The organism is Paenibacillus sp. MCAF9 (assembly GCF_052114265.1).
GTDB lineage: Bacteria > Bacillota > Bacilli > Paenibacillales > Paenibacillaceae > Pristimantibacillus.
Genome location: NZ_JBFREL010000016.1, coordinates 71,939 through 88,413, shown reverse-complemented (window position 1 = coordinate 88,413; position 16,475 = coordinate 71,939). Strand labels below are relative to the sequence as shown.

General features: G+C 37.2%; 16 protein-coding genes and 1 pseudogene. 11 read left to right on the top strand and 6 right to left on the bottom strand.

The window, feature by feature from the left end; genetic code table 11:
* Window positions 1-66 precede the first annotated feature (66 nt).
* Genes AB4Z45_RS21725 through AB4Z45_RS21710 form a run of 4 tightly spaced genes read left to right on the top strand, consistent with a single transcriptional unit; the run spans window position 67 to window position 6,257 of the window.
* Window positions 67-1,419 (top strand): tyrosine-type recombinase/integrase, encoded by a 1,353-nt coding sequence (locus AB4Z45_RS21725; RefSeq protein ID WP_441911485.1) that lies wholly within the window; start codon window positions 67-69, stop codon window positions 1,417-1,419.
* Entirely contained in the window at window positions 1,412-3,823 is a 2,412-nt protein-coding gene (locus tag AB4Z45_RS21720; RefSeq protein ID WP_441911483.1) for a hypothetical protein, read from the top strand. The genes AB4Z45_RS21725 and AB4Z45_RS21720 overlap by 8 nt, the downstream gene beginning before the upstream one ends.
* Window positions 3,820-5,724: a tyrosine-type recombinase/integrase gene (locus tag AB4Z45_RS21715; protein WP_441911481.1), complete on the top strand. Its 1,905-nt coding sequence runs from the start codon at window positions 3,820-3,822 to the stop codon at window positions 5,722-5,724. The genes AB4Z45_RS21720 and AB4Z45_RS21715 overlap by 4 nt, the downstream gene beginning before the upstream one ends.
* On the top strand, window positions 5,700-6,257 hold the full coding sequence (locus AB4Z45_RS21710) for a hypothetical protein (RefSeq protein WP_441911479.1): 558 nt from the start codon (window positions 5,700-5,702) through the stop codon (window positions 6,255-6,257). Before AB4Z45_RS21715 ends, AB4Z45_RS21710 begins: the two co-directional genes overlap by 25 nt.
* Window positions 6,258-6,522: 265 nt before the next feature.
* On the opposite strand, the gene AB4Z45_RS21705 is transcribed toward AB4Z45_RS21710, so the two are convergent.
* The 3 genes from AB4Z45_RS21705 to AB4Z45_RS21695 all read right to left on the bottom strand — a co-directional run bounded on the left by AB4Z45_RS21705 (window position 6,523) and on the right by AB4Z45_RS21695 (window position 7,845).
* Complete coding sequence (locus AB4Z45_RS21705; RefSeq protein ID WP_441911478.1) at window positions 6,523-6,762, bottom strand: hypothetical protein; 240 nt, start codon at window positions 6,760-6,762, stop codon at window positions 6,523-6,525.
* A 601-nt stretch (window positions 6,763-7,363) separates the two neighbouring features.
* Complete coding sequence (locus AB4Z45_RS21700; RefSeq protein ID WP_441911476.1) at window positions 7,364-7,522, bottom strand: hypothetical protein; 159 nt, start codon at window positions 7,520-7,522, stop codon at window positions 7,364-7,366.
* Window positions 7,519-7,845, bottom strand: coding sequence for a hypothetical protein (locus tag AB4Z45_RS21695; RefSeq protein WP_441911475.1), 327 nt, complete (start codon window positions 7,843-7,845; stop codon window positions 7,519-7,521). Before AB4Z45_RS21695 ends, AB4Z45_RS21700 begins: the two co-directional genes overlap by 4 nt.
* 146 nt (window positions 7,846-7,991) lie before the next feature.
* Between AB4Z45_RS21695 and AB4Z45_RS21690 the strand changes: the two genes are divergently transcribed.
* The 3 genes and pseudogenes from AB4Z45_RS21690 to AB4Z45_RS21680 form a co-directional block, all read left to right on the top strand.
* Entirely contained in the window at window positions 7,992-8,348 is a 357-nt protein-coding gene (locus tag AB4Z45_RS21690) for a helix-turn-helix domain-containing protein (RefSeq protein ID WP_441911473.1), read from the top strand.
* Between the two features lie 267 nt (window positions 8,349-8,615).
* Window positions 8,616-9,602 (top strand): hypothetical protein, encoded by a 987-nt coding sequence (locus AB4Z45_RS21685; protein WP_441911471.1) that lies wholly within the window; start codon window positions 8,616-8,618, stop codon window positions 9,600-9,602.
* A 426-nt stretch (window positions 9,603-10,028) separates the two neighbouring features.
* Window positions 10,029-10,406: pseudogene (locus tag AB4Z45_RS21680) on the top strand (RNase H family protein); the annotation flags it as partial.
* A gap of 69 nt (window positions 10,407-10,475) precedes the next feature.
* On the opposite strand, the gene AB4Z45_RS21675 reads toward AB4Z45_RS21680, so the two are convergent.
* Entirely contained in the window at window positions 10,476-11,342 is an 867-nt protein-coding gene (locus tag AB4Z45_RS21675) for an AraC family transcriptional regulator (RefSeq protein ID WP_441911469.1), read from the bottom strand.
* Between the two features lie 143 nt (window positions 11,343-11,485).
* Between AB4Z45_RS21675 and AB4Z45_RS21670 the strand changes: the two genes are divergently transcribed.
* The 4 genes from AB4Z45_RS21670 (at window position 11,486) to AB4Z45_RS21655 (ending at window position 15,091) form a co-directional block, all read left to right on the top strand.
* Window positions 11,486-12,544, top strand: a complete 1,059-nt coding sequence (locus AB4Z45_RS21670; RefSeq protein WP_076267279.1) for a Gfo/Idh/MocA family protein — start codon at window positions 11,486-11,488, stop codon at window positions 12,542-12,544.
* A complete protein-coding gene (locus AB4Z45_RS21665; RefSeq protein WP_441911467.1) occupies window positions 12,541-13,398 on the top strand; it encodes a sugar phosphate isomerase/epimerase family protein in 858 nt (285 codons plus the stop codon). Before AB4Z45_RS21670 ends, AB4Z45_RS21665 begins: the two co-directional genes overlap by 4 nt.
* 19 nt (window positions 13,399-13,417) lie before the next feature.
* The gene (locus AB4Z45_RS21660) at window positions 13,418-14,311 is read left to right on the top strand and encodes a sugar phosphate isomerase/epimerase family protein (protein WP_339204981.1); all 894 of its coding nucleotides are present in this window, start codon (window positions 13,418-13,420) and stop codon (window positions 14,309-14,311) included.
* A 324-nt stretch (window positions 14,312-14,635) separates the two neighbouring features.
* Window positions 14,636-15,091 (top strand): GNAT family N-acetyltransferase, encoded by a 456-nt coding sequence (locus tag AB4Z45_RS21655; protein WP_441911465.1) that lies wholly within the window; start codon window positions 14,636-14,638, stop codon window positions 15,089-15,091.
* A 9-nt stretch (window positions 15,092-15,100) separates the two neighbouring features.
* On the opposite strand, the gene AB4Z45_RS21650 is transcribed toward AB4Z45_RS21655, so the two are convergent.
* Together AB4Z45_RS21650 and AB4Z45_RS21645 are read right to left on the bottom strand one after the other, a co-directional pair.
* Entirely contained in the window at window positions 15,101-15,586 is a 486-nt protein-coding gene (locus tag AB4Z45_RS21650) for an anthrone oxygenase family protein (RefSeq protein WP_441911463.1), read from the bottom strand.
* Window positions 15,579-16,412: an NmrA family NAD(P)-binding protein gene (locus AB4Z45_RS21645; protein WP_441911461.1), complete on the bottom strand. Its 834-nt coding sequence runs from the start codon at window positions 16,410-16,412 to the stop codon at window positions 15,579-15,581. Before AB4Z45_RS21645 ends, AB4Z45_RS21650 begins: the two co-directional genes overlap by 8 nt.
* Between the last annotated feature and the right edge of the window lie 63 nt (window positions 16,413-16,475).

Sequence of the window (16,475 nt, the reverse complement as noted above, 5' to 3'; positions counted from 1 at the left end):
ATCGCCTAAGCATCAACCATCTAAGTATATAGAATACATACTGAAATTGTGAGAGGGGGTATTTTAATGTTTGTTATTAAAGAGGATACATCACTGGGAGCAGTATATAAATTGATTGGTAGTAATAACAAATTAATTCAAACTTCAGGAGCAATAGGATTCGTTCGTATACATGAAGGTTTTACGTATTTTATTATTACTACCTTAAACGGTTACATAATAAAGGTTGCGAATAAATACTTAAATATTATACTTCGTAACGGAAGTTTCAAAAAACGCGAACAAGCATTCTCGGCTTTAAAGTTGTTTTATTCATTTCTTGATTTGTACCATATAAACAATTATGAAAAAGGTTTAGAAAGTAATGTTGTAGCCAGTTTGGTTGAATTTCTAGAAGGTGGTTACAAAAAAGGGAATTTAATTGACTTGAACTTAAAGACAACTAGAAGGAATCTCACGATAAACATTTATTTGTCCGTAATAAGGGACTTTTATAGACAAATGTTTAAAGTTAATGATTCTGAACTCCATCAAAAGTCAACTTATTCTAAATATAGTGGAGGCGGTTTTTTTGGCCATGCTAATAAAACAAATTTTGAGAGATATGATGTAAATAAGAGAATTAGAGGAGATTCTTCACCACCTAAATATATTAAGAAACATGAATATAGAACAATCATAGAATTAATTGAGCAAAAATATAGCATCCGTGAAAAGGTTATCATTATGTTAAGTTATGAGTACGGATTTCGTATTGGAGAAATCTTAGGATTGACTTTTGAGGATATTTTAGAAGGAAGAAACGGCGCTCATAGCTTATATCTACGTAACCGTCTATCGGATAACCCTAGTCAATATGCTAAGAGTTCAATGAAGATTATAAGAAAAGAAGATTATTTGAAACAAGTCTACCAAGAAGAAAACATTGGTTATCAAGTTATTAAAATTGATGATGAAATGTTTGGACTTCTGTATGAATATATTGATGAATCAAGAGATGAAATACTTCTAAACAGCTCGGATAAAAAGAGAAGCAATTTGGAAACGAAAGGGATAGCAGACAAAGTCACTGTAAGGAAGGATTTAGATAGAAATTATTATGTTTTTTTAAACAAACAACATTACACCCCATTAACTCAAACAGGGTGGAATAAGATATTGAGGGAAATCTTTAAAACAGTAGGTATAAAAGTTGATGAGAAAGTAAGAAAAAACAATCTAAGCCACCGCTTCAGGCATGGGTTTGCAATGTATAAGGCTTGTGTTGAGAATTATAGCGCGGAGCAATTAGCGAAAGCACTTCGTCATTCAAGTACTCAGACAGTTCTAAAGTATTTTAATCCGGATGATGAAGATAAATCGGAGCTGCTGAGAAATCAGAGAGAATATGCTAAAAGGATGGGGATACTTTTTGATTAGATTAGTGTTGACCAACCAAGAAAAATTAAATGTTATCAAATATATCAAGGATTCATTTCAAGATATAGAATTAAAAACGTTTCTTACTAATTTTGCAGAAAATCTTATGTCCAAAGCAGAATTTGTAAATAGCAGCTTATCATCAGTACGGAATGATAGACACAGGTTCAAAAATGTTAGATTAATGGGCTTTTTAAACTCGATGAAAGAGTTTTGCAATTGCATTGAGGATGTTAATTGGTTTAACTACTGTAACATGTTCCAAAAACTTTCGGTGCTTAAATTGTCCGAAGGGTGGTTTTTTAAGTCGCAAGAACTCATTAGTGAGTTCTATGTTTATTTATCCAAAAATACTACCAATGTTAATGTGAGCAGGGAATTAGAAAAGTGTTTACATTTACTAATAACCAATGAACTTTATAAAAAGGCCGATAGAAGGGGGAGCGAATTCTTTACAAACTTTCCTTTAAACACTCCTTCGGAACACATTATTCAAATTTACATTAATGATGGAAGAGAAGGTAAGTGCGGAGCCCCTTTTTATGCAAATGTAAATATCAATACTGCCGACCCATTCATTTATATACTTTTGAAAAAATTCCTAATTCAGTGCGGAGAGAAGTACACAAGATTTGAATTTGTTAATCGTTATTATGTGCGATTGTTCTTTTACTTTTACGTTCTTTCTTTGAAGGAACTTAATATAGAAGTAAATGATTACTCCTCATTTAATAGAGAAACATTTTTTCAGCAATATTACTATTTTAAAGATAAAGAAAGTTTAGAACGTGTGGAAAAGCAGTTTTCTCCTACTAGTATCTTAATCAGGTTTTATTTATTTCTCGACAATATATACACTGAGGAATTTGGAATGAGATTGTTTATCTCATCCGAGTTTAATAGTTCATTGTTATCAAACAATAAATTTTTTACATTTACGCAAATAGGTTACTCGTTTATCTATCGCACTCCACATGAATTAGTACCTAAAACTGATAAATGGGTCATTATTAATAAAATGGATAATCGTGCAAATGCGTATATGACGAATTATTCTATAGATTTTGAAATTGTGGAAAATGATGAGTTTCGGCAGGAGCTTAAACAATATATCTGGGAGAGCAGTTATCCAGATAGTAGTGTGTTGAGTAATGCTAAACATCTTATATATTTTCTTAATGCTGCTCATATGTACATTAATGAAAATCGAGGACAATTGGTTAAAGATAAAAGATTATTTTCATACGATTTTTTGCTTAAATATCGAAGTGAATTACAAATGTCAACATCAAGGAATACTGGTAAAAAAGTAAAAAGCTCTTATATAAATTCTCACTTAGCGGCGATAAGGAAGTATCTAAGACATTTTAAAGTTAAATACGGTGTAACAGAGATTGCAATAAAAAATTTAGCTTCGTTACCTAAAGATTACAATGGAGGAAATCCATTTAACGAAAGTGATTTTAAAATTATTGAAAAAGAGATAAAAGAAAAGTCATTACTAGATGTGACTAGCGCATTGTTATATATCATTTTTCAACTTGCTACTACTACAAAACTCAGACTCGGTGAAATATTAAGACTTGAAAGGGATTGTATTATATCAATCAGTAGAGCTATGGGGTCTGGAGAAATTTCTTATTATAGTAAAACATCATATAACGAAAAAGTAACTGATATCTTTTTATTAGAAGATATTCTTCTCATAGAAAGAGCAATTATGTTAACAAAAGAACTATCGGGTAAAGCGCCTGATGAAATTAGAAAATATATTTTCTTAACACATAATCAAAAGTCTTTTACCTCAGAAGTGAAAACAATCGGAAGTGGTTTCTCAGATTTTTTTTGTAGAAAGATTATTAGGAGTCTTTTGGGTGAAGGTAAACTTGATAAAAGTTATACAGCTTATAACACCAGAGATACTTTTATTAACAAGGTATGGGAAGGTGTTGAGGATGGATTAATATCTACTTTAGAAGTCGGTGTAATAACAGGAAATACAGCAAGCGTAGCGTCAAAACATTATCGAAAACAACAGACTACAAGATTTATTGAAGCAACTTATATGATAACGGTTGGGGATGTCAATCTTGATGGAGAAGTAATTATAAACGAGAATGAAATTATAAATTTACCACAAGTTGGACAAAGTTCCGGGGGGTGTAAAAGTGTTGAATGTATAAAAATTAATTCGGAGGATTCGGATTACAAATGTTTAACTTGTAGCAAATTTATAACTTCCATTTCTAGGAAAAACATTTTTGAAGAGAGAATTGCAAACTATGTAAAACGGCGGGACGAATCTCTGAATGATGTAGAAAGGAAATATTATCAGGGATTGGTAGAGCTGCATGGCACATATCTTTCTAAAATTTATGACATAGTTGAAGAGGTGGGTAGTTGAGTACTTTAATAATTAACGGCATTCCTTGGAGTGTGAATTCAGTAAACGAAGTACTACACCCTAATGATTCAATCTATCAAACAAATAAAAAGAATGAATACGAGCGTATTTTTGAAATAGCACCAGGTATATTTTTTCATGATAATTACTGGGATTTCAGCAACTTCGATAAATTGCATCGGAAGCCATTTCTTTACAGATATGATTTTACGGATATAAAGAATATATCTTATAGTGTTTTCTTGAAAAGAATGATTCTTCGTCAGGCTTTTCATCACCAATCAAGATTTTCTTCTGTTAAAGTGTCATATTCAGATAGCAGAGAATTTATTTTGTATCTACTAGTAGAGAACATTATCTCACATACCTTAATTAATGAAGATGTGCTAAAAACTTATGTTGAGTTAAAGTCACATCTCTCAGAAAATACAAAGCGAAGAATGTTAGGTAACATAAAAAGGTTATTTATAGAACTGGAATACGAAGATGAAGATAAGTTTAAAGTATCCAATTTTGATTTTATATTAAAAGATTTTGATTTATGGCAAATAAAATCGGAGAGAGAGAATGGTAAGACTCCAAACGTTCCTCGTAGTTTGTTTAACAAAATTATTCAATTTGCCTTGAATGATATGAGGAATTCGGACCTAAGCATAATTTATAGAATGTTTGCATGCATTATACTTTTATTCAGCCAGATAGGGATGAGGAAGGGGGAAGCTATTTTACTGGAAATCGACCGTCTACATGAAATTTCAATTTTAAATGGAGAAAAAAAAGCATATTTCTTAGAATTTTTGACATATAAGACCTCTGCATCAAAAGATGGGAAATGGACAGAAACTAGAATGAACGACATAAGTATGGAGGCATACTGTACACTTGAGAATCTTACTATAGATAGACGTAAAAATGGTAGTAAAGCATTATATGCTAATCCTGCTAGTATTGATGGTTTCTATTCGGCATCTACTTTGGACAAACAATTACATCTTTTTTTTATAAGACATCAAAAGGCCCTTGATTGTGATTCGTTAGATGAACATGATTTGAAAAAGGTTAAATATTTTAGAATAATGAATAGACATATTAGAACGTACCGATTTATTAACAAAGAAGATGAAGGAAAGAAGTTTTACCATATAAGTTTTCATCAATTTCGGGTAGCTGTTGCGAATGATTTAAGAGATGCAGGAGTTTCATTGGAATGGATTAAAAAACATATGAATCATCTTGAAGAAGATATGACAAAGCATTATTTCAGAGATGATAAAGTCACAAAAGAAGCACTTTTCTCAAGAGCTTCAAAAGATAATGGGCTTCTTGAAATAAATCATGAAAATATAGATAATTTAGAAATTTTAAAAGAAATAGAAGACCCCATTTTTAAAGAGGCTTACGAAACCATTAATAATTATTTGAAGAAGAAAAAACTAAATATTTTCAAGAATATAGATGAGATAATTAAACTTTTTAAAAACTCTCCAATCAGGGAAACAGAATTAGGCCTGTGTACGAAAGCAATGGGATTACTTTGTAGCAGACAAGACCGACTGACAACAATGGAAAAATGGTACTACCTTAGACCCCAATTTATTGAGATTTCGAACTTCTACTCCACCTATAATCGTTTTATCGAGAAGGCAAAGATTGTTGAACACAATCGACAAGTAGCGGTAAAAGACTTGCTGTATCAGCGACAATATGATTTAGAATTAAAATCATTTAAAACTTTCGTTGAAAATAAATACTATCCTGAATTAATGATGTTAAAAAATCAATTATCTGAACTTGGAGAGGAAAGAGTTATGGAGAAATTTCCAAACCTTAGTGATATTATTTCACGATTTGATAAAGTGGAAAAGGAGAGTCAAAATTGGGTAATGAAATTGATAACATAATTTCTACTTTTATTATTAAGTATAATATTGAAAATGGAAATTATGATGATTTGGATTTGAAGGTGAAAGAAAAATTTAATAAAATCGAGACATATATACAAGACTTTATACAGCAACAATGTAATCTTTCTAAAGCGATAAAAAAGAGTAAACTTACTCTTTTGGATGTATCACAAGGTTCGGGTATATCCCGTAGCAGTATATATGCTAAAGCAGACATATTGAAAAAATACATCGACGAGCGAATAGGAGAAATAGAACGAGAAGATATATTGTCGCTGAACGAAAAGGGCAAACTTGAAAATGAATTACACCAATTAAGAGAATATACGAGAAAATTAGAAATCCATATAATAGAGAATGTGATTTTAGAAAATAAGATTGAGCAATTAGAAAAACAATTAAAACATTTAAATGATAGTAAAGAAATTTACTCGCAGGAAGTAGCTAAGCTTATGAATGAAAATGATAGTTTAAAATACCGAATAAGAAAACTAGAAAAAAACAATGTTATCCCATTACCAAGAGATTAGTGTGCTAAGTAGAATGGTGAAGCTTTTTGTTAATCTGCTGCCGCATACTAATACAAGGAAACAGTAAGTATAGGTCCTTAATAATAAATAAGGACCTATCTGTTCGCATTCATCTATCTAAGAAGATTATCTGTAAATACTTATCCCTATGCGCTGCCGAAGTTAAGTAAATAACTAACTAACTTCATACCTTACCGTTCTAAAAGCTCACGTTCCGTTCATTTCTTAGTAATGTAGTCGTCAGTAGGTATTCGTGTTTTCTTCTTCATACTGCGCCGCCATTACTATGGCATCTTCTGTACAATTCCTCTCTATCCACCATATCAATATAAAAGAAGTGGACTTTCTCCGCTTCCTCATCTTCTCCCGCTGAATATCCGGCACCATAACACTGAATGATGGCTTCTAGAAGTTCAATACTCGGTTTATGAGTATCGGTTAGTTGCAGAACCTTCCGATAAGTATCTACTATACACCCATAATGGTCTGCTATTTCTGTTGGCATCACACATTCCTCCTTAGTTCCTCAGTAAATATCATTGTATGACTTTCGTTTGGGCCACTGATAATGACTATTGGGGTGTAACATTATCTTTTTATCTGTTTACTGGTTTTGATACACATATTGATGAAATAATTCTTTTCATTTGTAGATTTCAATGGGGACTTCAAGTTATCAGTAATGATTTTTGTTGCCTTTTTTCCTAACTTTGTACCATTGAGGTCCATATTTGCTCACCTTACTGTTCATTTTGATTTTTTTCATGCATCACAAACTTGAACACAATTTCAGACTTTCAAGACCGCACAACACTCCATGCTTTTTGCAAGGAAGAAGAGTATTCTACTTTCTGGAATCAAGAGCGGTTTTATCTTGAAGTTATCAGTTCCTGTGACAAATATCTCACTTCCGACATAATAAAAACACCTGAGTCATTCCTAACAAATACATATAAAACTGTTTATATATAAGTTATTTCAATCCCCAGGTATCGAACTTATCACCGACAGCTACTCACTCGAATCATCACCAAACTTTCCACGACTATTTAACTGTTCCTCATTCTTCCTGGTCAATTCATTTACCCATTGTTCATTTTCTTAATTTACTTTTTCAAAGGAAAACCTTTTTTTTCCTCATCTAAAACTTTCAAAAATTCTTTTAGGTCCTCTAACTGTATCTCAGCCATGTCGATAATATTTTGCGTGCGCTTTTTTTGTCTTTCGCTACGTTCACGTATATAATCAATGGAAGTTTTTTTCATTTTTTTGTTATTTCTCCAATCACATCGTTCCCTAAAACAACCTCATCATTTTGATTCCCATTATAGTGAGATACGATTGAAATTGAGACTTTATCACCTTTTGATTTTAAATAATTCATAATGTAATCCATCCCTTCAATATTGTCTTGCATATACATAGACAAATATCCGGGGAGTGTTACAAAATGTTTTAATTGTTTCTCTTTTTGATTTAGGAGTTGAAGCATACCTTCTGAATATGGCTGTAATGCTAAAGATTTTAACATAACAATCTCTTTTTCCTTATATTCAACAATAGCTTTAATCTTGTCCAAAGAGTACATAGCGATTCATTCCTTTTCAATATGTATATTAATTGTCTCAATAATAACCTATATACAGGTTGTTTTCAAAGACAAAAATAACCTGTATATAAGTCTGTTTTTGTTTATATTCCTCTCCTACACTAGGATAGAAGAGGTGAAACTTATTGAATAATCTAGCTAAATCTGTTGGTGAAAGAATAAAAGCAGTCAGAGGGATAAAAGGTATTACACAAGAGGTATTAGCTGAACGTTCTGYGCTGGCCTTATCATTGTTAAGCGAAGTCGAAAGGGGAACGCGGAATATCACTTTAAATAATCTAGAAAAAATATTAAAAGCATTGGAAGTTACTCCAACTGAATTTTTTCAAATGGATTTTAGCTTTAACAAAGCGCAAATAGAGAGACGTAAGGTGGTCGGCGATTTTATGCGCATTCTTCAAGGAAGAAGCAATGAAGAAATAAAAAAAACTAACAAACTCATTAAGGAAATGTTTGAATTTATGGATTCTAAAAGAAATTAAACAAATACGTATCACCGAGTACTGTATAGAACCTATGAAAAGAAATTGTAAAAGAAAATTTTATTGAAGGATTTCCATTGTCTTACTCCACATTCACGCAGAGTCAATGGAATTATAATTATAAATAAAGGGTAGGATAGTTTATTGGAATATTGTAAATTGGCCACTGCCTGTATGAGTAGATTTTGGTTGAAAAAGGAAGCGTTAAAGGGTTTAATTAAATAGTAATGCAGAAAGCATTCAGCAATAGTAATGGGGGTTGAATTAATGAAAAAGGTTAATATCTATTTAAGTGATTTTCAAAAAGAATTAGAAGATTATAGTGATTACTATGATTATATAGACAACATTATTAAAACGGAATTAATCCAACACGCGAATCAAAGTCTCAATGTTGATTATTCCGAAAGAAATGGTAATTTTTTTGAGTACACTCTTAAAAATACAGAAGAAGAATACGAATTACATCTGCATTTCAGAGAGTTACGTAACTTAAATATAAAGATTTTCGATAAGAGCGAAGTAACAGATTATAACCATACTCTAGAAGAAATAAAGCTATGGCTAAAGGATAAATTATTAGCAGCTGACTTTAAGCATTGTTTATGGTTAGAAGACGAACAATCAAATGAATTGTCTTTGGAACTTTATAATAAAGTACATAAAATAGAAAATAAATTAAGGCAACTGATTAATCTTGTTCTATTCACTAAATTAGATAATTGGTGGGAATTTGTACCTGATAAGTTACAAAATCAACACAAAGGACATCAGGGTTCTGCAATAAAAGTAGCAAAAGGTTTTAGAAATGTTAGCCATTATTTACTCGCTCTTTATGCAGAAGATTTAGGTAAACTTTTGAAACATGAATATAAAGAATGGTGTCCAAGTGCAGATGAAGAAATAGCAAAACTGTTAAGAAAGAATAGTCCGTCAGAGACTGCAAATAGTATACATGACAAGTTAAAGAAACAGTTAGTAACTAAGATTAATTTTTGGGAACAGTACTTTAAAAATTATTTATCTGGAGATTTTCTAAGTCGATGGGAAACGGAATTCCGTATTTATAGAAATCATATTGCTCACAACAAATTGGTCGACTATAAAGGATTTGAAGTAATGAACTCATTTTTTGATAACTTGATTATAGACCTAGATAATGCCTTATCAAAAGTCGAAGAAGAACTTGATAGTGTCGATTTTAGTACGATGACTAGTGAGTTAAATGATATGTTTAGTTACATTGATGAGTAAGGGAACCTTTTTTTATTTTTCTAAGTGTACCAAAGAGTGAAATCGTAAAGATAGATATTTTAAGTTGAACAAACGGATAACAATAGCATATTATCCATCATACGAGATTCACTAACAGGTTAAGTTAGTTGAAATGATTTTGGAATCTATACAATTTTATAAATATAATTTGACTATAAATATACTCGTGAAAACTCTGAGTGTGATTTTCTACTGAATAAAAATCTCTTCTCTTTTCATCAAAAATTGACATGTATATAACAAATAAGCGTGTCCAAAAAAAATGCCTTACGTAAACAAGATTTAATTTCCATAACTTTTTGGGAAGTGTTTTCTATGTCCAAAAGTATTTAATAACCAAAATGCTTGTTTACCCAATAACCGTAAGCTTTTGGGGTGTCTGGACACAAAACCCACTTTTCATAAGTCGGGACGCGTGGAAATCCCGGTCCTGTCGAGTATAAAGGCGTCGACACACAAACGGGCGAAATCTTATTTTATGTTGGACCTGTACCGAACGGCACTAATAATTTAGGCGAGTTTATTGCTATCGTACATGCTCTTTCCTATTTGAAGGAGAAAGGCAGCACAAGGACGATCTACAGTGATTCAAGAACAGCGCTAAGCTGGCTTCGCAACAAAAAAGTAGCCTCGACCTTAAAAAGGGATGCTTCGACTTCGAAAATTTGGGAGCTTACAGATGAAGCTGTCAAGTGGCTTCAAACCCATACCTACACGAATAAGGTATTGAAATGGAATACCGAGGAGTGGGGCGAAATCAAAGCGGATTTTGGCCGCAAATAAGAGGCGGTGCTGACCCAAGCAGCCACTGTGTTTTACCGTGAAAATTCAAACGTGTAGCATCAAACAACATTAGTTTCCCCGAAGCGAGGACGGGGAAACTTTTTTGTGTTTTTTGAACGTACGGCTAAAGTAATAAATGTCGTTGAAGCCTGTCGCTGTTGCAACCTCCGATACGGTAAGCGGACTATGACGCAGCAAGTAATCGGCTTTGCCGAGCCGTGTCATCGTTATATATTCTGTAACGGTATGGCCGCTCAGCTCTTTGAACAATCGGCTAAAGTGGTAGCGGCTGAGGTTTGCCATGCTTGCCAGCTGGTCCACCGAAAGCTCATCCTTGTAGCTGTCCTCAATATGCTTGAAGACAGGCGCGAAGCGCTCAATGTTTTTCATACGCTCCGCATATTCGTCTTTGGTGAGCACGGTAGCGACATGACCGCGAAGCAGCAGCGTCAACAGGCGGTAGAGCTCGGACTTTATGGCCAGCTCGTAACCGAACTCGCGCTGCTCAAGCTCATTGATGATGGCATGCATGCAGGATGTTACTTTGCTGTCGTCGCCAATATAATTTTGCAGCAGAAGGCGATTCTGCGTAATGGGCGTAATGAACTTCGTTTCAGCAGCATCGACCGACTGGCTGTGCAGCAAGGAAATGTCGGCGATGAGCGCATAGTAGTACAAATCTGATGATAGGCTGATTCCGTAGTGAAGCTCATTGCTGTTCACAACGATGAGATCGCCAGCGGAAGCTGTTATCGTAGTAGAACCGCACTCTATCGAGGCTTTGCCAGACACAAAATATAAAAATTCAAGATGTTCATGAAAATGATGCGGGAAAATGACTATTCCCTGCTGGTCGAAGGTGTTGTGATGCAGTTTTATCGGAAAATGAGGGTCTGGCATGTCCATAGGCTCACGCAGTTCTTCGAATTTTTCCAACTTGAATGACCTCCTCAGTAGGATAGCACAATTGTACAAACAAACCGCACAGCTTTACATGGAGTTGCAGGTTGAAACCATTATAATACGAAAGTGTAGACATGCAAAACCTTACTATTAGAATCCATAAGGAGAGATTAGCAATGAAACCGATACAAATCGCGGTTATTGGAACAGGCTCTATCTCATCATCTCATCTAGATTCCTATAAGAAAAATCCTAATGCGAACATTTACGCGGTTTGCGATTTAAATGAAGAGCGCGTAAAAGCCGCAGCTGAGAAATATGGCGCCGAAAAAATTTACACGGATTATCACGAGCTGCTCGCTGATCCAGTTATTGAAGCAGTCAGCATTTGTACGTGGAACAATACGCATGCTGAAATCAGCATTGCGGCTCTAAAAGCTGGCAAGCATGTGCTCGTAGAGAAGCCGCTTTGCCGTACGGTTGAAGATGCGCTTCTTGTGCAAGAGGCTGTAGAGCAATCCGGCAAGCTCCTTCAAGTGGGCTTCGTCCGCAGATACGATACGAGTGCACAATTGATTCGTGCGATGGCTGACAGAGGCGAGTTCGGTGAAATTTATTTTGCCAAAGCATCAACGCTCAGACGCCTTGGAAATCCAGGCGGATGGTTCTCCGACATTGAGCGCTCAGGCGGCGGACCGCTTATTGATATTGGCGTACACGTCATCGATCTTTGCTGGTATTTGATGGGACGACCAAAGCCGGTATCCGTTAGTGCCAATACGTATCGCAAGCTTGGCAATCGTGCCAATGTAAAAAACCTAAGCTTCTACCAAGCGGCGGATTACGATGCAGAGAAAAACACAGTTGAGGATTTGGCAAATGCGCTTATTCGCTTCGAGAATGGCGCATCGCTGCTCGTAGATGTCAGCTTCACGCTGCATGCTAAGTCTAATGAAAACACAGTTAAGCTGTATGGGGAAAAAGGCGGTTTTGAAATCGATCCGGAAACCGTTATTGTAACAGAGCAAAATGACACGATCTTAAACGTATATCCGCAGACGGATCACGCTGGCTTTGATTTTGTTGGCGCTTTCCAAAATGAAATCAACCACTTCGTTGATTGTGTTGCTAACGGAAAACAGCCAATCAGCCCAGTGGCGGATGGCGTGGAAATTATGAAGATATTAGTCGGCATTTATGAATCCGCAGCAAAAGGAGCGGAAGTGCGTCTATGAAATTAGGAATCAGCACATACAGCTTATATAATGCACTGAGAAGGGGCGAAATGACGATACAGGATGTTATCGCATATATCGCATCCATTGGTGGAGAGCATGTTGAAATTGTACCGCTTGGCTTTAACCTTACTGAAAATCCGGAACTGATCGAAGTGATTAAGAAGCAAGCGCAGGAAAGCGGTATTGAAATATCGAATTATGCGGTAGGTGCAAACTTCTCCGGTTTAAATGAAGAGCAATTCGAGCTGGAGCTTGACCGCTTGAAGCGTGAAGTAGATATTGCGGCAGCACTTGGCGTGAAGAAGATGCGCCACGACGTGGCATCATCGCAAAACCTATCCATTTCGAACTTCTTGTTGGAGCTGCCGAAGCTAGCGAAGGCTTGCCAAGCTGTTGCGGATTATGCAGCAACGTTTGGAATTACAACAAGTGTAGAAAATCACGGTTATTTTATACAACATAGCGACCGGGTACAGGCACTCATTGAGGTTGTAGATCGTCCAAACTTCAAGACAACGCTTGATGTCGGGAACTTCCTTTGTGTGGATGAGAATCCTCTTGCTGCTGTTAAAAACAATGTCAGCCTGGCTTCTATGGTCCATATTAAAGATTTCTACTATCGTCCATCTACCGAAAATCCGGGTGAAGGCTGGTTTAAATCCAAAGGCGGCAATTGGCTTCGGGGTGCAATCGTCGGACATGGCGACATCGCAATGCCGCAAGTACTGCGTGCAGTGAAAGAAAGCGGCTATGATGATTATATTTCCATTGAGTTTGAAGGCTTGGAAGATTGCCGTCTTGGAACGAGACTTGGCTTTGAATTCGTAAAACGTGTTTGGAACGAAATTTAAACGAAGGAGTGACTCGAAGATGACATCACCTATCATTACGAACAAAATCGGCGTTATCGTGGATAGCTTTCAGGTTGGTGTAAAGGAAGGTTTGCTTAAAGCGAAGCAGGTTGGTGCGGATGGCGTGCAAATGTATGCAGTACATGGCGAGCTGGACCCTGCTAACCTGAACACAGCTGCAAGAAAAGAATGGAAGTCTTATATTGATGGGCTAGGCCTTGATATTTCCGCTCTAGTTGGCGATTTGGGCGGCCATGGTTTTCAGGATCCTGCGGAAAACCGAGCGAAAATCGATAAATCCAAACGGATTATGGAGCTTGGCATGGAGCTTGGAACAAACATTATTACGACGCATATCGGTATCGTTCCAAGCGACAAAAACAGCCGTGTTTATGAGACGATGCATGCGGCATGTGAAGAGCTAGCTAGATTCGCAAATGACATGAACGCTTATTTTGCGATTGAGACAGGGCCTGAGACGTCTGCGCATTTAAAGTCGTTTCTTGATGGTCTTGGCACCAAAGGCGTAGCTGTTAACTTTGACCCTGCCAACATGGTTATGGTTACAGGAGATGATCCTGTCCAAGGCGTGTACACGCTTAAGGATTATATCGTTCATACGCATGCAAAGGATGGCGTGAAGCTGGGAGATGTTGATCCGCGCGACGTTTATGGCGATTATGGCTACGAGGTTGCACTTGACCATGAGAAAATTGCTGCGATGGCCGAAACAGGTTCTGCGTTCCGCGAAGTGCCGCTTGGTGATGGTACTGTAGACTGGCCAGCATATTTGCGAGCGCTTCAGGAAATTGGCTATACAGGTTATCTGACGATCGAGCGTGAAGTTGGTACGAGTCCAGAAGCGGATATTAGCAAAGCAGTTCAGTTTTTGAAAGCTTTTAAAGGACAGTAAAACAGGCATGGAGCATCCTCAATCGTTCTCTACAGATGAGTTATAGGCTGCAAGCAGTCCAGCTGGAAGGCAAACCGTCTGGCTGCACGGCGGCAAATAAGAGGTTAGTCATCAGTTTGAGATGAATGTGTGATGTGGATTTAAGCGAAAATCTCATGAAACCGCCCAAAAGAAAGCTCTCATGGCTTAGTCCATGAGAGCTTTTTTGACTTTTGCAGTTAGCTTTAGAGTGGCAAGGGTGAAGCGAATTCGGTAAAATAATAGAGGACGGAGTACCATCGATTGATAATCATGTAAACCATTCAAACTAGAGGACGTGCAGAAATGGCATTGAAAATTGCACAAGTATCACATACCGATACAGATTTACATCGACTTATTCAGAAGCTAGATGAGGATTTAGCGCAAAGATATACGGCAGAGGAAGTATTTACAGTAGATTTTAATGATCCAGGGATTGAGCAAATTGTATTTGTGGTAGCATACGAGCAAGGAGAACCGGTTGGATGTGGAGCTATAAAACCGCTGGATGAGGAGTATATAGAATTAAAACGATTTTATGTCACCCCCGAATTTAGAAGGAACGGCATAGCCGCACAAGTTTTGAATGATCTAGAAGCCAGAGCGAAGGATATGAATTATCAATATATTCGATTGGAAGCAGGGGCTCCACAACCCGAAGCGCTTCATTTCTATAAAAAACATCATTATTATGAAATTGATAGATATGGTGAATATATTTCCTGTGATTCAAGCCTTTGCTTTGAAAAGAAGCTTTAAGTACCACCGTTAGCTCGAATGTCGGAACGCTATAATAAAACAAACCAACGACGCAAGGGTGGAAATGGTTCGCACATGATTCCATGGCGTCCAGCTCGCAACATAACGCGTCCATAATTCAGAGCCTGCGACACTTGGGTCCGCTGAGGCTAGCATATCGTTTAAAGGTACGTTAAATACAATCGTTACTAGAACGGAGCCAATGAGATAGAGAAGGCTGCCGGCAAGCAAATAGGTTGCCGCGGGTTCACCTAATCGGAAAAAAGAGGTGATCGCAAGTAAGATGCATGCTAACGCCGTCCCAGAAAACACTAGACCAAACAACGGGTTCAGTATAACGACGTTGATGGACTGCATTGCGGCAATACTTTGCGCTGCAGGAAGACGCGAGAGAGCGGTCATCATAAACGTCGAAAAGACAAAAAACAATCCTGCCATCAAACCTGAGCCAAGAGCAGAGAAAAAGGTTAAGACAACGATGGAGCGATCAAACATTTGGAACCCCCCATATACCTGCAGCTGCGGTGTCTCGAGCGTAGTCGGCAAAATCCCGAGGCTCACGGTTTAGAGCGAGCTGAACGCCATCTGTCAGGTGTGAATTACGTCCATCCAGCACTTTAGTAAATAGCTCAGTCAATAACGTGAGAACATAATCAGGCATATCTTGCTGCGCAAGCGCAGAGATAAACTGCTCGGAGGTTACCTGTACGTAGCGGACATCTCTGCCGCTGGCTTTCGCAATTTCTTCGGTAGCTTCTTTAAAGGTGAGCGCGCGCGGGCCAGTCAGCTCATAAAGCTTGCCGATATGGCCATCCTCAGTCAGCGCTGCGACTGCGACATCTGCAATGTCATCCGCGTCGATGAATGGCTCAGCTACGTCCGCGGCAGGGAGTATAATACTTCCACTGAGTACGGAATCCAGCAGGAAGCTTTCACTGAAATTTTGACAAAACCAGCTCGCCCGCAAAATAGTCCAGTCAGCGCCAGAGTCGCGCAGTGCTTTCTCACTAAGCTGAGCTTCTTCTTCACCTCGGCCGGACAATAGCACCAAGCGCTTGATTCCTTGTTTCACTGCTTGCTCAGCGAAAGCACCGATCGATGCGGCAGCACCGGGAAGCGCTAAGTCGGGGTAGTACGTAATATACACAGACTCTGCGCCTTGCAGGGACGCTGCCCATGTTGACGGATTTCCCCAATCGAACGAAGGATCACTTGAGCGGGAGCCGATTCGTACGGGCAGCCCACGAGCGGTCAATCTTTCTGCTACGCGGCGACCCGTTTTACCGGTACCTCCAATGATTAAAATAGGTTTGTTTTTCATAAAATCTCTCCTTTGCGTTTTTATTTATATTCAACAAAACAATTAAACTTGTTTGCACAAGCA

Coding starts and splice junctions, on each gene's coding strand:
- AB4Z45_RS21725 (WP_441911485.1), top strand. CDS start 67: ATGTTTGTTATTAAAGAGGATACATCACTGGGAGCAGTATATAAATTG.
- AB4Z45_RS21705 (WP_441911478.1), bottom strand. CDS start 6,762: ATGCCAACAGAAATAGCAGACCATTATGGGTGTATAGTAGATACTTAT.
- AB4Z45_RS21700 (WP_441911476.1), bottom strand. CDS start 7,522: ATGAAAAAAACTTCCATTGATTATATACGTGAACGTAGCGAAAGACAA.
- AB4Z45_RS21695 (WP_441911475.1), bottom strand. CDS start 7,845: ATGTACTCTTTGGACAAGATTAAAGCTATTGTTGAATATAAGGAAAAA.
- AB4Z45_RS21685 (WP_441911471.1), top strand. CDS start 8,616: ATGAAAAAGGTTAATATCTATTTAAGTGATTTTCAAAAAGAATTAGAA.
- AB4Z45_RS21670 (WP_076267279.1), top strand. CDS start 11,486: ATGAAACCGATACAAATCGCGGTTATTGGAACAGGCTCTATCTCATCA.
- AB4Z45_RS21665 (WP_441911467.1), top strand. CDS start 12,541: ATGAAATTAGGAATCAGCACATACAGCTTATATAATGCACTGAGAAGG.
- AB4Z45_RS21660 (WP_339204981.1), top strand. CDS start 13,418: ATGACATCACCTATCATTACGAACAAAATCGGCGTTATCGTGGATAGC.
- AB4Z45_RS21655 (WP_441911465.1), top strand. CDS start 14,636: ATGGCATTGAAAATTGCACAAGTATCACATACCGATACAGATTTACAT.
- AB4Z45_RS21650 (WP_441911463.1), bottom strand. CDS start 15,586: ATGTTTGATCGCTCCATCGTTGTCTTAACCTTTTTCTCTGCTCTTGGC.
- AB4Z45_RS21645 (WP_441911461.1), bottom strand. CDS start 16,412: ATGAAAAACAAACCTATTTTAATCATTGGAGGTACCGGTAAAACGGGT.